The 20,902-nt window shown below is 54.2% G+C and carries 21 protein-coding genes and 1 pseudogene; 10 read left to right on the top strand and 12 right to left on the bottom strand.

Going from position 1 to position 20,902, the window contains the following annotated elements; genetic code table 11:
* Window positions 1-4 precede the first annotated feature (4 nt).
* The 3 genes from AC236I_RS09275 (at window position 5) to mntP (ending at window position 2,353) form a co-directional block, all read left to right on the top strand.
* A complete protein-coding gene (locus AC236I_RS09275) occupies window positions 5-856 on the top strand; it encodes a PTS mannose transporter subunit IID (protein WP_004863911.1) in 852 nt (283 codons plus the stop codon).
* A gap of 55 nt (window positions 857-911) precedes the next feature.
* Window positions 912-1,370 (top strand): DUF986 family protein, encoded by a 459-nt coding sequence (locus AC236I_RS09270; protein ID WP_004863915.1) that lies wholly within the window; start codon window positions 912-914, stop codon window positions 1,368-1,370.
* A 416-nt stretch (window positions 1,371-1,786) separates the two neighbouring features.
* A complete protein-coding gene (gene mntP, locus AC236I_RS09265) occupies window positions 1,787-2,353 on the top strand; it encodes a manganese efflux pump MntP (RefSeq protein WP_004863916.1) in 567 nt (188 codons plus the stop codon).
* Between the two features lie 3 nt (window positions 2,354-2,356).
* Here mntP and rlmA read toward each other — a convergent pair whose 3' ends face one another.
* From rlmA to mgrB, 6 genes are all read right to left on the bottom strand, one after another.
* Window positions 2,357-3,151 (bottom strand): 23S rRNA (guanine(745)-N(1))-methyltransferase, encoded by a 795-nt coding sequence (gene rlmA, locus AC236I_RS09260; protein WP_032717106.1) that lies wholly within the window; start codon window positions 3,149-3,151, stop codon window positions 2,357-2,359.
* 61 nt (window positions 3,152-3,212) lie between these two features.
* On the bottom strand, window positions 3,213-4,958 hold the full coding sequence (gene ftsI / locus AC236I_RS09255) for a peptidoglycan glycosyltransferase FtsI (RefSeq protein ID WP_032717105.1): 1,746 nt from the start codon (window positions 4,956-4,958) through the stop codon (window positions 3,213-3,215).
* Window positions 4,959-5,149: 191 nt separating this feature from the next.
* Complete coding sequence (gene cspE / locus AC236I_RS09250) at window positions 5,150-5,359, bottom strand: transcription antiterminator/RNA stability regulator CspE (RefSeq protein WP_001062678.1); 210 nt, start codon at window positions 5,357-5,359, stop codon at window positions 5,150-5,152.
* A gap of 40 nt (window positions 5,360-5,399) precedes the next feature.
* Entirely contained in the window at window positions 5,400-5,516 is a 117-nt protein-coding gene (locus tag AC236I_RS09245) for a DUF2627 domain-containing protein (RefSeq protein ID WP_049267871.1), read from the bottom strand.
* A 635-nt stretch (window positions 5,517-6,151) separates the two neighbouring features.
* Window positions 6,152-6,436 (bottom strand): YebO family protein, encoded by a 285-nt coding sequence (locus AC236I_RS09240; RefSeq protein ID WP_004863926.1) that lies wholly within the window; start codon window positions 6,434-6,436, stop codon window positions 6,152-6,154.
* A 74-nt stretch (window positions 6,437-6,510) separates the two neighbouring features.
* Window positions 6,511-6,654, bottom strand: a complete 144-nt coding sequence (gene mgrB / locus AC236I_RS09235) for a PhoP/PhoQ regulatory lipoprotein MgrB (RefSeq protein WP_015584020.1) — start codon at window positions 6,652-6,654, stop codon at window positions 6,511-6,513.
* A 159-nt stretch (window positions 6,655-6,813) separates the two neighbouring features.
* Between mgrB and AC236I_RS09230 the strand changes: the two genes are divergently transcribed.
* A complete protein-coding gene (locus AC236I_RS09230; protein ID WP_004863927.1) occupies window positions 6,814-7,053 on the top strand; it encodes a YobH family protein in 240 nt (79 codons plus the stop codon).
* A 65-nt stretch (window positions 7,054-7,118) separates the two neighbouring features.
* Here AC236I_RS09230 and kdgR read toward each other — a convergent pair whose 3' ends face one another.
* Window positions 7,119-7,910 (bottom strand): DNA-binding transcriptional regulator KdgR, encoded by a 792-nt coding sequence (gene kdgR, locus AC236I_RS09225; RefSeq protein WP_004863930.1) that lies wholly within the window; start codon window positions 7,908-7,910, stop codon window positions 7,119-7,121.
* Window positions 7,911-8,087: 177 nt separating this feature from the next.
* Between kdgR and AC236I_RS09220 the strand changes: the two genes are divergently transcribed.
* The gene (locus AC236I_RS09220; RefSeq protein WP_015584019.1) at window positions 8,088-9,461 is read left to right on the top strand and encodes an MFS transporter; all 1,374 of its coding nucleotides are present in this window, start codon (window positions 8,088-8,090) and stop codon (window positions 9,459-9,461) included.
* Window positions 9,462-9,538: 77 nt separating this feature from the next.
* On the opposite strand, the gene htpX is transcribed toward AC236I_RS09220, so the two are convergent.
* The 4 genes and pseudogenes from htpX to AC236I_RS09200 all read right to left on the bottom strand — a co-directional run bounded on the left by htpX (window position 9,539) and on the right by AC236I_RS09200 (window position 13,994).
* Window positions 9,539-10,420, bottom strand: coding sequence for a protease HtpX (htpX, locus tag AC236I_RS09215; RefSeq protein WP_004863936.1), 882 nt, complete (start codon window positions 10,418-10,420; stop codon window positions 9,539-9,541).
* A 236-nt stretch (window positions 10,421-10,656) separates the two neighbouring features.
* Window positions 10,657-12,705 carry a carboxy terminal-processing peptidase gene (prc, locus tag AC236I_RS09210; RefSeq protein WP_004863939.1) on the bottom strand — a complete coding sequence of 683 codons (2,049 nt, stop codon included), beginning with the start codon at window positions 12,703-12,705 and terminating at the stop codon, window positions 10,657-10,659.
* 19 nt (window positions 12,706-12,724) lie between these two features.
* Window positions 12,725-13,399 (bottom strand): RNA chaperone ProQ, encoded by a 675-nt coding sequence (proQ, locus tag AC236I_RS09205; RefSeq protein WP_004863942.1) that lies wholly within the window; start codon window positions 13,397-13,399, stop codon window positions 12,725-12,727.
* 81 nt (window positions 13,400-13,480) lie between these two features.
* Window positions 13,481-13,994 (bottom strand): annotated as a pseudogene (locus AC236I_RS09200) (GAF domain-containing protein).
* A gap of 132 nt (window positions 13,995-14,126) precedes the next feature.
* On the opposite strand from AC236I_RS09200, the gene yebS reads away from it, so the two are divergent.
* The 5 genes from yebS to AC236I_RS09175 all read left to right on the top strand — a co-directional run bounded on the left by yebS (window position 14,127) and on the right by AC236I_RS09175 (window position 20,159).
* Window positions 14,127-15,410 (top strand): membrane integrity lipid transport subunit YebS, encoded by a 1,284-nt coding sequence (gene yebS / locus AC236I_RS09195; RefSeq protein WP_015584017.1) that lies wholly within the window; start codon window positions 14,127-14,129, stop codon window positions 15,408-15,410.
* Window positions 15,379-18,012, top strand: a complete 2,634-nt coding sequence (locus tag AC236I_RS09190; protein WP_487608773.1) for a PqiB family protein — start codon at window positions 15,379-15,381, stop codon at window positions 18,010-18,012. The genes yebS and AC236I_RS09190 overlap by 32 nt, the downstream gene beginning before the upstream one ends.
* Window positions 18,013-18,086: 74 nt before the next feature.
* Entirely contained in the window at window positions 18,087-19,520 is a 1,434-nt protein-coding gene (rsmF, locus tag AC236I_RS09185; protein WP_099144270.1) for a 16S rRNA (cytosine(1407)-C(5))-methyltransferase RsmF, read from the top strand.
* Window positions 19,521-19,634: 114 nt separating this feature from the next.
* Window positions 19,635-19,874, top strand: coding sequence for a YebV family protein (locus tag AC236I_RS09180; protein WP_004863958.1), 240 nt, complete (start codon window positions 19,635-19,637; stop codon window positions 19,872-19,874).
* 93 nt (window positions 19,875-19,967) lie between these two features.
* Window positions 19,968-20,159: a YdfD/YebW family protein gene (locus AC236I_RS09175; protein WP_004863962.1), complete on the top strand. Its 192-nt coding sequence runs from the start codon at window positions 19,968-19,970 to the stop codon at window positions 20,157-20,159.
* Window positions 20,160-20,164: 5 nt separating this feature from the next.
* Here the strand turns inward: AC236I_RS09175 and pphA are convergent, their stop codons facing one another.
* Entirely contained in the window at window positions 20,165-20,809 is a 645-nt protein-coding gene (pphA, locus tag AC236I_RS09170) for a protein-serine/threonine phosphatase (protein ID WP_004863967.1), read from the bottom strand.
* Window positions 20,810-20,902: the final 93 nt, after the last annotated feature.

Here is a 20,902-nt window from a genome sequence, read left to right as displayed (position 1 = left end):
CGAAATGGTTGATATGACTAAAAATACCACCGAGAAAAAACTCACTCCGAGTGACATTCGTGGCGTGTTCATTCGTTCTAACCTGTTCCAGGGGTCATGGAACTTCGAACGTATGCAGGCGCTGGGCTTCTGCTTCTCTATGGTACCGGCTATTCGTCGCCTGTATCCGGAGAACAACGATGCGCGTAAGCAGGCAATTAAGCGTCACCTGGAGTTCTTTAACACTCACCCGTACGTCGCAGCGCCCGTTCTGGGCGTAACGCTGGCGATGGAAGAGCAGCGTGCAAACGGTGCCGAGATCGATGATGGTGCCATCAACGGTATCAAAGTCGGTCTGATGGGGCCGCTGGCTGGCGTCGGCGACCCGATCTTCTGGGGTACCGTGCGTCCGGTATTTGCGGCATTGGGCGCCGGTATCGCGATGAGCGGCAGCCTGTTAGGCCCGCTGTTGTTCTTTATTCTGTTCAACGCCGTCCGTCTGCTGACCCGTTACTACGGCGTGGCATACGGTTACAGCAAAGGTGTCGATATCGTTAAGGATATGGGCGGCGGCTTCCTGCAGAAACTGACCGAGGGGGCGTCAATTCTCGGCCTGTTTGTCATGGGGGCGTTGGTTAACAAGTGGACGCATGTGAACATTCCGCTGGTGGTGTCAAAAATCACCGGTTCAGATGGTCAGGTTCACGTAACGACCGTACAGACTATCCTTGACCAGCTGATGCCGGGCCTGGTGCCTCTGCTGCTGACTTTCGCCTGTATGTGGCTGCTGCGTAAGAAAGTTAACGCCCTATGGATTATCGTCGGCTTCTTCGTCATCGGTATCGTCGGCTACGCTATCGGCCTGCTGGGCCTGTAATAATCCTGTTGTCCGCCGGGGGCTTGCCCCCGGCTTTTTTTTCACTGGAGGATAGATGACAATCACGGATCTGGTGCTGATTCTGTTTATTGTTGTTCTGCTGGCGTTTGCCATTTATGACCAGTTTATTATGCCCCGTCGCAACGGCCCGTTACTCCTGGCCATCCCCCTGCTCCGCCGCAGTCGCGTTGACGGGATCATCTTCGTCGGCCTGATCGCCATTCTGATTTATAACAATATCATCAGTCACGGTGCGCTAATCACCACATGGTTATTATCTGCGCTGGCGTTAATGGGGTTGTTTCTGTTCTGGATCCGGACGCCGAAAATCATCTTCAAACCAACTGGTTTTTTCTTCGCCAATATCTGGATTGAATATAAGCGAATTAAAGCGATGAATTTATCGGAAGATGGCGTACTGGTGATGCAATTAGAACAGCGGCGCCTGCTTATTCGTGTACGAAACATCGACGATCTGGAAAAGATATACAAACTTCTCGTTTCAACTCAGTAAGTTACTAATATAGCCAACGCTATATTTCAGCGATTTCCGGCAGATGGATATATAGCCATGGCTATATTCCGTCTGCGCACTTTACTTATATTTATTAACGAATTATTTACCCATAAATTCAAATGAAAATCGTTATCATTTGGTTATCGAAATAAATAAATCCTGTTATTGTTTTATATTCTAAAAATATGTTAAGGTTGCGCCCGTCGTTGGGGAGTAGCCGGTTTCCTGCCTGCCAGGAAATGTGCGTGTCAACATACTCGTTGCAAAACGTGGCACGTACGGGTTGAAGAAGGTGTTCAATCAGGCGAGACCATAGACACATCACCGCTGTACGCATACCTGAATCGCGGGCTGCGTATATCTACTGGGGGCTGTGATGTGTCATATGGATTTTCCCCGGTCAGGACGCAATCATGAACATCTCCGCTACGATTCTTCTTGCCTTTGGCATGTCCATGGACGCCTTCGCGGCCTCTATCGGTAAAGGCGCCACCTTACACAAACCTAAGTTCTCCGAAGCGCTGCGCACCGGGTTAATTTTCGGCGCCATCGAAACACTCACCCCGCTTGTCGGCTGGGGGATGGGGATGCTCGCCAGCCAGTTCGTGCTGGAGTGGAATCACTGGATCGCGTTCGTGCTGCTGGTCTTTCTCGGCGGACGTATGGTCATCGAAGGTTTTCGTACAACCGAAGATGAGGCGTGTGAAGCGCCTCGTCGCCATGGTTTCTGGCTGCTGGTCACCACCGCCTTCGCCACCAGTCTCGATGCGATGGCCGTCGGCGTCGGCCTGGCATTCCTGCAGGTAAATATTATCGCCACCGCGCTGGCTATCGGCTGCGCAACGCTGGTGATGTCGACGCTGGGGATAATGGTCGGACGGTTTATCGGCCCGCTGCTGGGCAAACGAGCCGAAATTCTTGGTGGTATTGTCCTGATGGGTATCGGCGCCCAGATTCTCTGGAGCCATTTCGCCGGTTAGTTCTCAGGCCTCACGCTGCCAGCAGTGAATCATAAAATCGGTCTGGCAGCGGAAAGTCGCCTGCGCGCGCAGCGTTTCACGCACCGCTGGCTTCGCCCGCCACGCGAATGGCGTCATCTGCAGCAGCGCTTCAGCCTCGGCCCCGGTCAGCTGCATCGGATAGGCCAGCTGCTGCTGCTGGCTTAATGTAAAACCGGCCATCTGTTCATGATTTTGCTCATGCAGACGCACCTCATCGTAAATCAACCCTTTCAGCTCCAGCAAATGACGCGGCCCCGGCGTGGCGGTAATGACCCAGCCGCCGGGTCTGACCACCCGCGCCAGCTCCTGCGCATTACAAGGGGCATAAATTCGCACCACCGCATCCAGGCTGGCGTCGTCGAACGGCAGACGCTGGCTCGATGCGACGCAAAAGTTAACCTGCGGATAGCGTCTGGCCGCCGCGCGAATGGCCGACTTTGAGACGTCCAGCCCCCAACAATGAGCGGCGATGGCGGCAAACGCATGGGTGTAATACCCTTCCCCGCAGCCGATATCAAGCAGGCGCTCAGGGGCAGCGACGGACAGAAAGTCGCTAATGGCATCACGCAGAGGTTGATAGTGGCCCGCGTCGAGAAACGCCCGCCGCGCCTGCATCATCTCCGCGCTATCGCCCGGATCGCGAGACCGCTTAAACTGCACCGGCAGTAAATTGACATACCCCTCTTTCGCCAGATCGAACTGGTGCCGCTGCGGGCAGATATAGCTATTATCGCGGCGGGAAAGCGGCGCGTGGCAAAGTGGGCAACTGTATGACATGACAACTCCGGTGTCGCTGAAAGGGCGAAAGTGTAGCGCTATTCGCCCTTTCAGACCACTGTTACAACGCCGGCGGAACGGCATCCCCGCTATGCATCACAATCAGATTTTCCGAACCTTGTGGCATACCGTCCGGCATCACATTTTCCAGCCGCAGCACATCTCCCATGATCTGGCTAAAGACCGGTGCAGAAACCGCCCCACCATAATAGGCGCCATTGCTGGGATCGTTAATCACCACCACCAGCGCAAACTGCGGACGACTGGCGGGCGCCACGCCTGCGGTATACGCCACATATTTATCGATATATTTACCGTCAGGACCGATTTTTTTCGCGGTCCCGGTTTTCACCGCAATGCGATAATCGCGCACCGCCGCTTTGGTTCCGCCGCCGCCCGGCAACGCCACGCTCTCCATCATATGCTCCACTTCATGCACTATCGGTTCTGGCATAACCCGCGTGCCGATAACCGGCGGGTCGATACGGGTAATCGAGAGCGGTCGTTCGATACCGAAGCCGCCGATAGTGGCATAAACGTGCGCCAGCTGCAGCGGAGTCACCATCAGACCATATCCGAAGGCAAAGGTCGCGCGGTCCAGCTGACCCCAATAGCGCCGTTGCGGCATCAGTCCGGCGCTTTCACCGGTCAGCCCCAGCCCGGTCGGGTCGCCAAAACCGAACGCTTTATAGGTATCGATCAGGTGTTGAACCGGCATGGCCAGCGACAGATGCGAAACGCCGGTATCGCTGGATTTTTGCAAAATGCCGGTCAATGACAGTTCGGGATAATAGCCAACGTCACGAATGCGGTGACCATCAAGCACAAAGGGATGGGTATCCACTACGCTGTCCGGCTGCACAATCCCCTGCTGTAACGCCGTCATCACTACCAGCGGTTTTACCGTCGAGCCTGGCTCAAAGGTGTCACTGATGGCGCGGTTGCGAAAATCATCGAGCCTGGCGTTGTCACGATTATTGGGATTGAAGTCCGGATAGCTGGCCATCGCCAGTATCTCGCCGGTATCAATCTTAATCAGTACCGCCGCCCCTGATTCCGCCTTATTCCAGTTCACGGCGTTATCCAGCGCATCTTCAGTCACCGTCTGCAGACGTTCGTCGATACTCAGCTGAATATTATGCGCAGGCACCGCCGGCATCTCGGTGATATTTTCAATCACGTGGCCATGACGATCTTTACGCACCAGCCGGCGCCCCGGCTTTCCGGTAAGCTGGGCATTAAAGCTTTTCTCAATCCCCTCAATGCCCTGGTTATCGATATTAGTAAACCCCAACAGGTTAGCCGCCACGTGCCCCGCGGGATAGAAGCGGCGCGACTCATCGCGCAGGTTGATCCCTGGCAGGTGCAGTTTGTCGATCCATTCGGCCTGCTCCGGGTTAACCTGACGGGCCAGATAGATGAACCGCATATGCGGATGGCTCTCAACGCGTTTGGCCAGTTCGCTCAGATTGAGGTGCAGCGCCTCCGCCATCGCCTGCCAGCGCGGGCCATAGCCGACGCCGCCCTTTTGCATAATGGTTTGCGGGTCGGCCCAGATAGCGCTCACCGGCACGCTGACCGCCAGCGGGCGGTTCTCGCGGTCGCTGATGGTTCCACGCTGTACATCGATGGGTTCTTCGCGCAACGAACGCATATCTTCTTGTTTCACCAGGTTATCTGGAGAAACGATTTGCAGCCAGGCTACCCGCCCCAACAGTATTCCGAGACACCCGAGAATTGCCACGCACAACAGCCCAAAACGAAGAGGGGTGAAATGAGCAACTGACTTATTTTTGTACTTTAGCACCGTAGCTCCAGCATTATATTGCAACCCTCTGATTTAACAGAAAATCGGCACAACAGGATGCGAAACTATGCGAATAAGGATGTTGTTTTGCAACAAAGCGCGACGGAGGGGGAAAAATGGAAATGTTTTGCAATAAAGACTAAAAAGCCCCGCAGAGGCGAGGCTTTTCTTACAAGATGAGTGGTCTTGAATCAGATAGCAGTAACGTTAACTGCTGCCGGACCTTTCTGGCCGTCCTGAATTTCGAACTCAACGTTCTGGCCTTCAGCCAGAGTTTTGAAGCCATTACCCTGGATAGCGGAGAAGTGTACGAACACATCTTTGCTGCCATCAGCCGGAGTAATGAAACCAAAACCTTTAGACTCGTTGAACCACTTAACTTGACCTTTAATCTTTGCCATTTGCAAAATTCCTTAGACTGTTTTCTTCGCCCACAGGCGCTTACATAGATAAAACTGACACATTACTGCATGAGGCACTAATATAAGGTTCGGCAGAGAAGCGGTATTCAACGACAACGTGTTTACTCAGGACTTCTTTACTGAAAATGCCACACATAAACAGAACTGTACCTCGTTTAACCCGAAAGGTGTTATCACATACAACGTAAATAATGGCAAGCCATTTTTAAACGTGTCTCGATCCTTCGCACAAATTATAAGGTAATCATTTGATCGCCTGCACATTTATGCGTCTTTGCCGCCCAGGGTTGCCCTCGCTGCTACCGCGGGATTCGCAATATAGCCAACCCCATGATTGCAACTTTTTTACCATAGCTCAACAACTTCGGTTCGTCCAGGTACCTGGCTATTCAAACACCACATTTTCAGCAAGCACCGTCAGGAGCGGTGCATAATGATGCGTATAAAAGGTCATATCTATAGTTGAAATTTCGCTTAAATTCTGCGGAGGTAAAGATATAAAATCGTCACCCGCTCACGTTATAAATATTATTTATAATACAATTTAAACATGAAGCATTAATGACGATATTTTTCATCAGACAATTAAAACAGATTGTTATTATTTAATTTGATTAACTAAAAAATCAATGGCGTCAATAGCCAGAATTGGGAGCGGGAACACACTCAGGGCGCGAGGAAGTGTAACAAAACGATCGGGAAGGATAAGAAAAAGTTATAGCCTCTCCGTGATCCAGGTGCACACCGACGCGGTGCACACCTGTCAGTCAGTTACCGTTCGGCGACGAGACGGATAAAGTCGTCATCGTCTTTCTCTCCCGCCGAAGTCTTAGTAACCTCTTCTTTCTCAGGCTCATTGGCTTCACAGAGACGGCGCAGCAGCGCATTTTGCCGCTTTTGCTGGTCCAGTAACGCCTGCAGCAGTTCAATCTGCTGATTGGTGCGCGAACTTGCGCGATTAACAAAAAACCATAACAACAAACCGACAAGCAGCAGCACAACGGACAGTGCCAGCGATGCCAGATTTAAGATCCCAGGATTCAGTAACTCACTCATTTCACCACCTCAAAGAGAAGGCGTCCATTCTACCACTCGCGCAGCAGAAGGAAATCGGTCGTCATAAAAATGTCTTACCAGGGGATAAACTTGTTGATTGTGCAGATGCCGCTGAAAAACTGTACATCTTGATCGCACATTACGTTAAGCATCTGAGTCCACAGCAACAAACAGCCCGCTATGATGACTATCAGCAAAACCCAGCGTACTTTTTTCACTCCATTCTCCGCATCAGTATCAGATGTTTCCAGGATAACATGAGCATCTTAAACCGTGGCTAACTGTAATACGAAAGACAAGTTTAGGAATCATAGACTTGTTTCAATACGTGTAGCTGTCAAAATAGGCGCAGGGATAATGTAAACCATGAGGCAACAATGCGATTAATCATTCGTTCCATTGTAGTACTGGCTATCGTATGGATTGGGATATTATTGAGCGGCTATGGCATTCTTATTGGCAGCAATGAGAATGCTGCGGGACTGGGGCTTCAGTGTAAATATCTGACCGCTCGCGGCACCAGTACCGCACAATACGTTCATTCTGATAGCGGTATTATCGGTGTTACCGACTGCCCGATTTTACGCAAAAGCGAAACCGTTATCGACAAAGGTTAATGCGTAAAAGCGACAGCGGGAAACGTATTCCCGCTGTCGCTTAACTGACCAGGCTGCCCTTCGGATCAGAATGGATAGTCGTTATAGCCCATCTGTTCAGAAATCTTACGCGCCGCCGTGTGCAGCATCTCCACGTATTCACTCAGACGCTCTTCCGAGAAACGCAGAGTCGGGAAAGAGATACTCAGACCTGCAATCACCACGCCAAAGCGGTCGAAAACCGGTACGCCGATGCAGCGCAGTCCCTCTTCCTGTTCTTCATTATCTTCACCGTAGCCCTGCTGACGAACCTGATCCAGGACGCCAAGCAGCGCTTCCGTACTGGTAATGGTCCGCTCGGTGCTGCGTTTGTATTCGACGCCTTCAAGAATTTGCTCAACTTCAGCGCGATCGCGCCACGCCAGCAGCACTTTACCGATAGCGGTACTGTACAACGGGTTGCGGCGACCGATTCGTGAGTACATCCGCAGGTTGTACATCGAGTCGATTTTGTGGATATAGACGATGCTGTCTTCATCCAGCGCCCCCAGGTGGATCGTCTCTTTCGTCAGCCGCGAAAGTTCACGCATCTGGATATCGGCACTGCGGACCAGATCGACATTCTGTAGCGCACGCGCGCCCAGTTCGAACAGCTTGAGCGTCAGGGAGTATTTCTCGGATTCACCTTCCTGCGCCACATAGCCCAGCGATTTCATGGTTTGCAAAAAGCGATAAACGGTGCTTTTTGACATCATGACGCGCTGGGACAGTTCGGTTATGCCAATTTCACGCTCTTCACCAAGCGCCTGCAGAATGCCAAAAACCTTCAATACCGAAGAGACAGAATCTGGCTGCTTATCCAAATCTGCAACTGCCATTTATCACCTCATCGTAACTGTTTTATAAAAATCAGAACCGGTTTTTATTATAAATTCGCATCGCGCCCCCCGCAATCGTTCTTCTGCTCATTCGTTACAAATCTGCGACATACAGCCGAATAATCAATGCTAAAATCATTACTCAGAGAATAATTACCCTAAAGACATACATTCAACATGGATAAAAACATTTCCGATGGCCTGCCTTTGCCGCAGCGCTACGGCGCAATTCTGACCATCGTTTTAGGGTTAGCCATGGCGGTGCTCGACGGCGCAATCGCTAACGTGGCCCTGCCGACTATTGCCACCGATTTAAACGCCTCGCCGGCGGCGTCAATCTGGATTGTCAACGCCTACCAGATAGCTATCGTGATTGCCCTTCTGCCGCTCTCTTTTCTCGGCGATATGTTTGGCTATCGGCGTATCTATAAAATCGGCCTTGCGCTGTTTACTCTGACCTCGCTCGCCTGCGCACTTTCCCATAGTCTGGAGATGCTGACCCTTGCCCGCGTCGCGCAGGGCCTTGGCGGCGCCGCCCTGATGAGCGTCAATACGGCGCTGATCCGGCTTATTTTCCCGCAGCGTTTTCTCGGACGCGGGATGGGGATTAACTCCTTCGTGGTGGCGGTTTCATCGGCCGCTGGCCCCACTATTGCGGCAGCGATTCTCTCGGTGGCCTCCTGGCAATGGCTGTTTTTTATTAATATTCCGCTCGGGATTGTTTCGCTTATCCTCGCCATGCGTTACCTGCCGGCGAACGTTGGCCGGAGCAAAATCACCCGTTTCGATCTTCCCAGCGCCATAATGAATGCGCTGACGTTTGGCCTGTTGATTACCGCTCTCGGCGGTTTTGCCCAGGGTCAGTCGGGACGACTCGTGCTTGCAGAAGTGGCCGCGATGCTGGTTATCGGTTTCTTCTTTGTGCGCCGCCAGCTGCAGATGCCGGTACCGCTGTTGCCGATTGACCTGCTGCGCATCCCGCTGTTTTCCCTGTCTATCTGTACCTCTGTTTGCTCGTTCTGCGCGCAAATGCTGGCGCTGGTTTCCCTGCCCTTCTTCCTGCAGTCGGTGATGGGCCGTAGCGAAGTCGAAACCGGCTTACTGCTGACGCCGTGGCCTCTGGCTACCATGGTGATGGCGCCGCTGGCGGGTTATATGATTGAGAAAGTGCACGCGGGATTACTGGGGGCAATCGGTCTGCTGGTGATGGCCTGCGGCCTGTTTGGCCTCGCGCTGTTGCCCTCCTCGCCTTCCGATCTGGATATTATCTGGCGCATGGCGCTGTGCGGCGCCGGTTTTGGCCTGTTCCAGTCGCCGAACAACCATACCATTGTCTCTTCCGCACCGGCCCAGCGCAGCGGCGGCGCCAGCGGAATGCTGGGGACCGCGCGACTGCTCGGTCAAAGTACCGGTGCGGCGCTGGTTGCCCTGCTACTTAACCTGCAGGGCAACGGCGGCACCCACAGCGCACTGCTGCTGGCCGGTGGGCTGGCGGTGATTGCCGCAACCGTCAGCGGGCTTCGCGTAACCCAGCCCCGTCCGGGACAATAGCCGCTCTCCTCAGGCTTCAGCCAAAAAAAATCCGCAGCCCGGGGGCCGCGGATTTTTTTAGCTATTCTGCAACAACGTTACTTCAGGTATTCGCCACTGCGCAGCGCTTCAATACGCTTATCCAGCGGCGGGTGAGTCATGAACAGTTCGCTCATTGACTTCGCCTTACCGTTAATGCAGAACGCCATCATGCTGCTGGCTTCCTGCGGTTCATAGCTGGTTTTCAGGCGCTGCAGCGCGGCAATCATTTTCTCACGCCCAACCAGTCTGGCAGACCCGGCATCGGCGTGGAATTCACGATAGCGCGAGAACCACATGGTAATAATGCTGGCCAGAATACCGAACACCAGTTCCAGCACGGTCGCTACGGCAAAGTAAATCAGCGGGTTACCGTTGCTGCTTTCACTGTCATCCCGGTTCCCGCCCAGGAAGCCGGCGGCAATCTGCGCGATAACACGCGAGATAAAGATAACGAAGGTGTTCACCACCCCCTGAATCAGCGTCATAGTGACCATGTCACCGTTGGCGATGTGGCTGATTTCGTGGGCGATGACCGCTTCGGCTTCGTCACGACTCATGTTTTGCAGCAGCCCGGTGCTCACGGCGACCAGAGAAGCATCGCGGCGGGCGCCGGTGGCAAACGCGTTGATATCCGGCGCATGGTAGATGGCGACCTGCGGCATGCCAATACCCGCCTGCTGCGCCTGCTGTGCGACGGTGTTCATCAGCCAGCGTTCTGTTTCATTGCGCGGCTGCTCAATCACTTCCCCACCCACGGATTTCAGTGCCATCCATTTCGACATCATCAGCGAAACGATCGATCCACCAAAACCAAAAAGCAGCGCCATGATCAGTAACCCGGTCATGCTGCTTGACTGAATTCCCGTCAGGCTTAACACCAGCCCGAATACCACCATCACTGCCAGGTTGGTCAACAGGAAAAGCGCGATTCGCATCATAATTTTCTTTTAACCTCGATTTAACAAAACGCACTATGCGATTACCCATATCGTATGGGTAGAACGCCAATTTTCAACGATCAGGCCCCGCTAAGTCACGAGAAAAACACAACTTTACATTTTGTCACAGCGAACTGACATCTGCGTAAGTTGTTGACATTTTGTATGTCTAAGAGAGGCCGGTCGGGAGGATGACGGAAAGAAAAACGGGCACAATCATTGTGCCCGTTGGGTGCTTATTTGCTGACCGGCGGTTCTACCGCGGGCATCTCTTTCTCAAGATGCGCAAGGTCTACCGCAATGTGGACCGTCTCATCAAGATACGGATCCGGCTCCTGGTAGTCCTTCGGCAGATCGTCCAGTTTCTTCAGCGGCGGTTTACCTTCGCGCTTCAGACGATCGTTAATCCGTGCCAGGCGCGTCGCATCGTCTTCTTCGTTCTCTTTTTCACGCTGAGCGTAGTTGAGAGAAACGATATAACGCTTATCTTTCATTGCGTTATAACGAGCGATGTCCTTCATGATGTACTGGAACTCGGGATCTTTGGCGATGCGCTCATTATGCAGCTTCAGCAGCTGCGGATCGAACGGTTTCAAATCACCGGATTTCACGTAGGTCGCCGCATTGACGCTATCCCACGGCAGCGCGTTATCTTCATACTGCTCACCGGTTTCACGATCTTCGCTACCGGTCGGCATCATGATATCCGGCGTGACGCCTTTACGTTGGGTACTGCCGCCGTTAATGCGGTAGAACTTCTGAATGGTGTACTGTACAGAGCCCAGCGCCGGCCAGTCAGGGCGCAGCATCTGATCGTAAATCCGGTTCAGCGAGCGATACTGCTGAACGGTGCCTTTACCAAAGGTCGGCTCGCCAACAATTAAGCCGCGACCGTAATCCTGCATGGCGGCAGCGAAGATTTCAGAGGCCGAAGCACTGAAACGATCGACCAACACCACCAGCGGGCCTTTATAGTACACCACGCCATCGGTATCGCTGTCTTCACGCACTTTGCCGTTGTTGTCACGGACCTGAACCACCGGGCCAGACGGGATAAACAGACCGGAGAGTGAAACGGCTTCGGTCAGCGCCCCGCCGCCATTGCTGCGCAGGTCGATAACAATGCTGCTGACGTTCTGTTTCTCCAGCTTCTGCAGCTGCACCTTGACGTCGTCCGTCAGGCCAACGTAGAAGCCCGGGATATCCAGCACGCCGACTTTCTCTTTGCCGACGGTTTTCACCGACATCTTCACCGCGCGGTCTTCGAGACGAATACGCTCTCGGGTTAGCGTGACGATGCGGGTTTTCGCGCCCTTACCAGCAGGCAGAACTTCGAGACGCACTTTGCTGCCCTTCGGCCCTTTAATCAGCGCAACAACGTCATCCAGACGCCAGCCGATAACGTCAACCATGCCTTTACCGGACTGGCCGACGCCGACGATACGATCGCCGACGGCGATCGATTTGCTCTTCGCCGCCGGACCACCGGCTACCAGCGAATTGATGACCGTATAGTCGTCATCCATCTGCAGTACCGCGCCGATGCCCTCTAACGACAGGCTCATTTCGGTATTGAACTGTTCGGTATTGCGCGGGGACAGATAGTTGGTGTGCGGGTCAATCTCGCGAGCAAAAGCGGTCATCACCATCGAGAACACATCTTCGCTGTTGGACTGCGCCAGGCGACGAATGGCGAACTTGTAGCGACGCGTTAAGGTATCGCGAATTTCTTTGTCATCTTTGCCAGTAAGCTTGAGGCTCAGCTGGTCAAACTTAACCTTGGCATCCCACAGCGCGTTGAGCTCGGCTTCGTCTTTCGGCCAGGGGGCTTTGCTGCGGTCAAGGTTGAAGTTGTCGTTGCCGGTAAAGTCCATCGGACGTTCCAGCACCTTCAATGCATACTGATAGCGCTCAAAACGACGCTTCTGCGCCAGGTTATACAGGTCGTAAAAAACGTCCAGCTTTCCGGTACGCAGCTCATCGCCGATTTGATTCTTCTTCGCCGAGAACTGAGCGATATCGCTGGCCAACAGCACATTGTGGCTGTAGTCCAGCAGATTCAGATAGCGGTCGAAAATTTTTGCCGAGAAGGCGTTGTCGAGATCAAATTGCCGGTAGTGAGAACGGGTAAAGCGCGAGGTAACGCGCTCACTCACCGTCGCGTGCTGCGGCTCTTCTTTCAGCACGGGAATTTGATCGACTCGAGTAATATCGTCCACGGCGAACGCATGGCCTGCTATTGCTAGCAGGCCCGCAAGCGCGGTGAGCTTAAAGAATGTGTTCATGCCTGGCCCGGCCTCCGTTTCAGAACACCAGGTGTTCTGCGCGTACAATCATTGACATACCAGAAGTCAGCTGTACACGAACGCCATCTTTGGTGATTTCCAGAACGGTGGCGTCCATTGCGTTGTTGCCTGCTTTCACCTTCAGAGCCTGGCCAACGCTTAACGCGGTCAGATCTGATACAGGGGTATGACGCTCTTCACGCGGTGCTTTTGCAACGGCTGGACGCGGCTTACGCTGTTCGGTGCCTTCTTTGCGACGAACCTGAGGACGTGGCTTACGCTCACGACGAGCACCGTCTTCCTGCTGACCCGCAGCGGCGGCGGCTTCGCGCTTTTTAGCCTGCTGGCTTGCGCGCTGCGCCTGAACGCGAGCTTTTGCTTCTTCGAGCTGCTGACGAGCGTGAGCAACATGCTGCTCTTCCAGTTCGCCGCACGGGTTGCCGTCAAGGTCAACGCGAACTGCGCCTGGCTTAACGCCGTACAGATAGCGCCAGCTCGAAGTATAAAGACGTAAAGCGGCACGAAGTTGGGTTTTGCTGAGATTCATCTCCCCCCCAACACGCTCCACGAGATCCTGAAAAATACCGACTTTCAGGGGGCGAGCTTCACCTTCAGCGCTGAAGCACTGAGGGAAACGTTCGGCCAGAAACGCGATAACTTCTTTACTGCTATTCAACTTAGGTTGATTTTCCATGAAATTTCCTGATTACAACGGACGTAGCCAACAAGCCGCAGGCATGAACAGGCGTCATTATAATGACGCCATCGCTAAATGCTACGTTATCCGTTGATTATCCTGCGACGTGGGCGAATATTTTTTGATAGTCAGTCGCAGAAATGAGTTTTTCCAGATGCGCGACCAGTTCAGCCAGCCCCTGCTCATCCTCAGCGGTGAAGCGGGAGAAGGCGGTGCTGTCGATATCCAGAACGCCAATAATCTGATTGTTCACCTGCAGCGGAAAGACGATTTCCGAATTGCTGGCGGCATCACACGCGATATGTCCATCGAAGGCATGAACATCTTCCACCCGCTGAACGCGATTTTGCGCAACGGCCGCACCGCATACGCCTCGCCCAACCGGAATCCGTACGCAGGCCAGTTTGCCCTGGAATGGTCCTAAAACCAGCGTGTCCCCTTCAAGCAGATAGAAACCTGCCCAGTTAACCTCGGTCAGGCGCTCAAACAGCAGCGCGCTGGTATTAGAGATCATCGCCAAAAAACTGGTTTCACCTGCCATTAAAGCCTGAAAATCACGGTTCAAATCCGCGTAAAATTCTATTTTGTTCATTATCTGGTCACTTAGTTGTCTTACTGCGAAACACGCATTGCCTAATAAAATAAGCATTAAATGCGTTCAGGCTCAAGATGAATTCAATCCTGGGTTAAGATAGTGAGATACATTCATTCCTGTACGTAATAAATGCCACTAAAAACACAACCGATAACACCGGCAAAAAAGATGGTCGTGCATGCGGTCAGCCGTCCGCTCCCTCAGGCACATTATCACCGCTGCCCGCAGTGTGACGTTCTTTTTCGTTTGCCGGTGCTTAAGCGTTATCAAAGTGCCTGGTGCCCGCGCTGCAATGCGAAAGTGCGTGATGGCCGCGACTGGTCTCTTTCGCGACTGGGTAGTATGGCCATTACCATGATGCTCCTGATGCCCTTTGCGTGGACCGAACCCTTACTGCGTCTGCATCTGCTCGGTGTACGTATCGATGCGAACGTAATCCAGGGGATCTGGCAAATGACCGGTCAGGGCGATCCGCTTACTGCCGCGATGGTGCTGTTTTGTGCGATTGGCGCACCGGCGCTGCTGGTCATCTCGATCGCCTATCTCTGGCTGGGGAACGTTCTGGGGATGAATTTACGCCCGGTGCTGCTGATGCTGGAAAAACTCAAAGAGTGGGTGATGCTGGATATCTATCTGGTCGGTATCGGCGTGGCCTCCATCAAAGTACAGGATTACGCCTTCCTGCAGCCGGGCGTCGGGCTTGTGGCCTTTATCTCGCTCACCCTGCTCAGCATTCTGACGATCATTCATATGAACGTTGAAGAGCTATGGGAGCGATTTTATCCCCAGCGTCCAGCGTTTCGGGCCGACCCGGCGCTACAGGTTTGCACCGGCTGTCATTACACCGGCTTTCGCGATGCCCGCGGACGCTGCCGACGCTGCCATACGCCGCTCCACCATCGACGGCCGCAGAGTCTGCAGCGAAGCTGGGCCGGGCTGATTGCGTCGGTGGTGTTCCTGCTTCCCGCAAACCTGCTGCCGATCTCCATTATTTACGTCAACGGCGCACGACAGGATGATACGATTCTGTCGGGGATTATGTCGTTGGCCAATAGCAATGTGGCGATTGCCGGCGTGGTGTTTATCGCCAGTATTCTGGTGCCATTTACCAAAGTTATTGTCTTGTTTACGCTGTTAGTGAGCATACAATTCAAGTGCGAACAGGGGCTGCGTACCCGCATCATCCTGCTGCGGCTGATTACCTGGATCGGCCGTTGGTCAATGTTGGATCTTTTTGTTATCTCATTAACCATGTCACTGATTAATCGCGACCAACTCCTCGCTTTCACGATGGGGCCTGCTGCGGTATATTTCGGCGCCGCGGTAATATTAACTATCCTTGCTGTTGAATGGCTGGACAGCCGCTTACTTTGGGACGCACATGAGTCAGGAAACGCCCGCTTCACCGACTGAAGCCAGAATTAAAACTAAACGTCGCATCTCGCCATTCTGGCTGCTGCCGGTAATAGCCCTGCTGATCGCCAGCTGGCTGATCTGGACCAGCTATAACGATCGCGGGACGACCATCACCATCGACTTCCAGTCGGCCAACGGGATTGTCCCGGGGCGCACGCCTATCCGCTATCAAGGGGTCGAGGTGGGCACCGTCGAGAATATCTCGCTGAGCAAAGACCTGAGCAAAATCGAAGTCTCTGCCAGTGTGAAGGGCGATATGAAAGACGCTCTGCGCAAAGATACCCAGTTCTGGCTGGTTACTCCGAAAGCCTCGCTGGCCGGCGTATCCGGTCTTGATGCGCTGGTTGGCGGTAACTACATCGGCATGATGCCGGGTAAAGGGGAGCCGCAGGACCATTTCGTCGCTCTCGATACCCAGCCGAAATACCATATCAACAACGGCGAGCTGATGATTCATCTGCAGGCGCCGGACCTCGGTTCGCTCACCAGCGGATCGCTGGTCTACTTCCGCAAAATTCCGGTGGGTCGGGTTTACGATTTTGCGCTCAATGATAACAATCAGGGCGTCACTATCGATGTGCTGATTGAACGCCGCTTTACAAACCTGGTGAAAAAAGGCAGCCGCTTCTGGAATGTGTCAGGCGTTAAGGCCGATGTCGGCCTCGGCGGCGCGAAAGTCCAGCTGGAAAGCCTCTCCGCGCTGGTCAATGGCGCTATTGCCTTTGACTCCCCTGCCGATTCTCAGGCCGCGCAACAAAACGATGAGTTTGGTCTGTACGAAGATTTGGCTCATAGCCAGCGCGGGGTTCTGGTCACGCTGGAGCTGCCTGACGGCGAAGGCCTGAAAGCCGGCTCCACCCCGCTGATGTACCAGGGGCTGGAAGTCGGGCAACTGACCAAACTCAACCTCAATCCCGGCAGTAAAGTGACCGGTGAGATGACGGTTGACCCAAGCGTGGTCACCCTGCTCAGAGATAAGACGCTTATTCAGATGAAAAAGCCGAAAATCTCGCTGGATAGCCCCAGCCTCAGCGCCCTGTTGACCGGGAATACGTTCGAACTGGTGCCCGGAGAGGGGGAGACGCGAAATCACTTTGTGGTGCTTCCGGCTGACAAATCCCTGCTCGATGAACCGGATGTGGCGACGGTGACGCTCACGGCAGCGGAGAGTTACGGCATTGATGCCGGGCAGCCGCTGGTGCTGCACGGCGTGAAAGTGGGTCAGGTTCTGGAGCGCAAGCTGACCGCTAAAGGCGTCACCTTCCAGGTGGCCATTACCCCTGAGTATCGCGACCTGGTGCGCGGCGACAGCAAATTTGTCGTTAACAGCCGTCTTGACGTGAAAGTGGGTTTTGATGGCATCAAAGTGCTGGGCGCCAGCGCCAGCGAGTGGGTCGAAGGCGGTATTCGTATTATCCCTGGCGAGAAAGGGGCAATACAGGCCAGCTATCCGCTGTATGCCAATATGGAGAAGGCGGAAGAAAACAGCCTCAGCGAAGTGCCCACCACCACTCTGAGCCTGACGGCAGAGACCCTGCCGGATGTTCAGGAAGGCTCGGTGGTGCTGTATCGTAAGTTTGCCGTCGGCGAGATCATTTCGGTTAAACCCCGCCGCAACGCATTTGATATCGATCTGCATATTAAGCCGGAATATCGCAATCTGTTGACCAACAATAGCGTCTTCTGGGCCGAGGGCGGCGCCAAAGTCCAGCTCGATGGCAATGGTCTGACCGTGCAGGCATCACCGCTGTCACGGGCATTGAAAGGCGCAATCAGCTTTGACGATCTCAGCGGCAGTAGCGCCGGCGCGCGAATTGGCAACAAACACATTCTCTATGCTTCTGAAACCGCTGCCCGGGCAGTCGGTGGCCAGATTACGCTGCATGCCTTTGATGCCGGTAAAATTTCCGAAGGGATGCCGATTCGCTACCTGGGCATTAATATCGGCCAGATCCAGTCCCTGAATCTGATTACCGCGAAAAACGAAGTCCAGGCGAAAGCCGTGCTTTACCCGGAGTACGTCGAGACCTTCGCCCGCAGCGGGACCCGTTTCTCGGTGATCACCCCGCAGATTTCTGCGGCGGGCGTCGAACACCTGGATACCATTTTCCAGCCCTACATCAACGTTGAACCCGGCCGCGGCACGCCACGCCGTGATTTCGAAATTCAGGAAACGACAATTAGCGACTCCCGCTACATTGACGGTCTGAGCATCGTTGTCGAAGTGCCGGAAGCCGGTTCGCTGGATATCGGAACGCCGGTACTGTTCCGCGGCCTGGAAGTCGGTACGGTGACCGGCTTGACGCTGGGCTCGATGTCGGATCGCGTGATGGTCAAATTGCGTATCAGCAAACGCTATCAGTATCTGGTGCGTAACAATTCGGTCTTCTGGCTCTCTTCCGGCTATAACCTCGACTTTGGCCTGATTGGCGGCGTCGTGAAAACCGGGACCTTTAACCAGTTCATTCGCGGCGGTATCTCCTTTGCCACGCCGCCGGGCACGCCGCTGGCGCCGAAGGCACAGGATGGTAAACACTTCCTGCTGCTGGAAAGCGAACCGAAAGAGTGGCGGGAATGGGGCACGGCCCTGCCACAGTAAGCAAAACGCTCCGGTGTCCCCCGCCGGAGCGTTTATGATAAACTGCGCACCCTTTTTTCTTGTGGTGCGCACCAGTGGCTCAAAACGCAGTCTATTTTCCTGACCAATTCCTCGCTCAAATGCGTGACGCGATGCCCACGCATCTCTCTTTCGATGCCTTTATCGCGGCCTGCCAGCGCCCGTTACGCCGCAGCCTGCGCGTGAATACGCTGAAAATTTCCGTCGCCGACTTTCTGCAGCAGGTGGCGCCCTATGGCTGGCAGCTGACGCCGATCCCGTGGTGCGAAGAGGGCTTTTGGATCGAACGCGATGATGAGGACTCCCTGCCGCTGGGCAGCACCGCCGAACATCTCAGCGGCCTGTTTTACATCCAGGAAGCCAGTTCTATGCTGCCGGTTGCGGCGCTGTTTGCCGATGGCGACATCCCGCAGCGGGTCATGGATGTGGCCGCCGCCCCTGGTTCCAAAACCACACAGATTGCTGCGCGCATGGGAAATAAGGGCGGAATTCTCGCCAACGAGTTTTCCGCCAGTCGGGTTAAAGTCCTGCATGCCAATATCAGCCGCTGCGGCATCAGCAACGTCGCCTTGACCCACTTCGATGGTCGGGTGTTTGGCGCCGCGCTGCCGGAACGCTTTGACGCCATCCTGCTGGATGCCCCCTGCTCCGGCGAGGGGGTGGTGCGCAAAGATCCCGATGCGTTGAAAAACTGGTCGCCTGAGAGTAATCAGCAGATCGCCGAAACTCAGCGGGAGCTCATCGACAGCGCATTTCACGCGCTGCGCCCCGGCGGCACGCTGGTGTACTCGACCTGCACCCTGAACCGGGAAGAGAACGAAGAGGTCGTGCAGTGGCTGTTAGCCCGCTATCCGCAGGCGGTCGAGGTGCTACCGCTCGGCACGCTGTTCCCGCAGGCTATGGAGGCCTTAACCGCAGAGGGATTTCTCCACGTCTTTCCGCAGATTTTTGACTGCGAAGGTTTTTTTGTTGCCCGCCTCAAGAAAACCGCAGCGATCGAGGCGCTACCGGCGCCGGGTTACAAAGTCGGAAAATTTCCTTTTACGCCGCTTAAAAGCCGGGAAGCCGCAGCGATTTCCGCCGCCGCGGCCGCCGTCGGACTACACTGGGATGACCATCATACGCTCTGGCAGCGTGATAAAGAGATTTGGCTGTTCCCGCAAGCGCTGGAATCATTTATCGGCCAGGTCCGTTTTTCGCGGATTGGCATTCGCCTGGCGGAAACCCATAACAAAGGCTTTCGCTGGCAGCACGAAGCGGTCATTGCGCTCGCCGTCCCGGATGCTCCTTTTGAACTGACGCAGGATGAAGCGGAAGAGTGGTATCGTGGCCGCGACGTCTACCCTGAAACGACGCCGCAGCAGGATGAAGTCATCGTCACGTTCCAGGGGGCAACGCTGGGCCTGGCGAAAAAAGTCGGCTCCCGTTTGAAAAACAGCTACCCGCGTGAGCTGGTTCGCGACGGTAAACTATTTGCCGGTAAGGCGTGATCGACTGCAAAAAAACCGCATTTTTTTACTGGCGGTTTGTCCCCCGTTGTCTACGCTGAAAAATGACGGCCTAACTGGTCGTACCACAACTCAGCAGACCAACGGGGTGAATTTATGAGTAAAACCAGCATTCGAATCGGCGCGTTTGAGATAGACGACGCCGAGCTGCACGGTGAACAGCAGGGAGAGCGAACGTTAAGCATTCCTTGCAAATCCGATCCGGACTTATGCATGCAGCTGGATGGCTGGGATGCGGAAACCAGCGTCCCTGCCATTCTTGATGGTCAACATTCCGTCCTCTACCGTAAGCACTACGATCAACAATCCGATGCCTGGATCATGCGCGTTGCCTGATTCAAAAAGAACCCGTCGCCTGAGACGGGTTATTTATTCCCCCCGTTTATGAGCTACCCTATACTGATTAACAAACCCAAACATGAGGCCAGGATGTTCGCCTTAGTTTTGTTTATTTGTTACCTGGACGGTGGTTGCGAAGATATTGTCGTCGACGTTTACGATAACGAACGACGGTGCCTTGTGGCGATGAACGATCAGCGGATACGCCAGGGCGGCTGTTTTCCGGTTGAAGATTTTATTGATGGTTTCTGGCAGCCTGCCAGCGAATACAGCGATTTTTAAGCGGCTTACTGCAGCTGCACCAGGGTGAGTGCACCGCCGAATACCGCCCCCGTATCAATATAATGTTGATTATCGCTATCATAACGTTGCTTCAACGGCGTGTGGCCAAACCAGAAGTGGTCCGCTCCGCCTATCGCGCCATGTCGACCGGCCAGATGGTCCATCAGGCGCTGTCTGCTCCAGAGCACCTGTTGTTCATCCACCGGCTGCTGCCAACGATAGGTCGCCGCCGGGTAGTCGGCATGGGCCACAATATGGCGCAGCGATCCGGCGCTGAGCTCCACAATCAGCGGCAGCTGGCGACAGCGATCCAGGCGTTCGTCAATCTGCAGCCGCTCGCCGCGCGTGCTCTCCTGATACCAGTGGCCTCCGTTCATGACCCATAGCGTCAACGCCCCGCTCTCTTGCGCATCCAGCGCCATCTGTTCATGGTTACCTCGCACCGCACAGAACCAGCGGCAGTCGAGAAGCGCGAGACATTTCGCGCTTTGCGGCCCGCGATCGATCAAATCGCCCACGGAGATGAGAAGATCCTGGTATGGGTCGAATTTTATCTGCCGGAGATGGCTCATCAATACGGCAAAGCAGCCGTGGAGATCGCCAACCAGCCAGATATTGCGCCAGGCCGAACCCTCAATACGCTGATACATATTTTGCCCCCCTGATACAATTATAGTTAATTCTCTCTTCACCACCCCAAAGATACCCACCTCAATCAAATATAAACGAAACAGAAATATAGT

The organism is Klebsiella sp. Sb-30 (assembly GCF_057652795.1).
The sequence above is the reverse complement of the archived record's forward strand: the minus strand, read 5'-3'. Positions and strand labels throughout refer to the sequence as shown.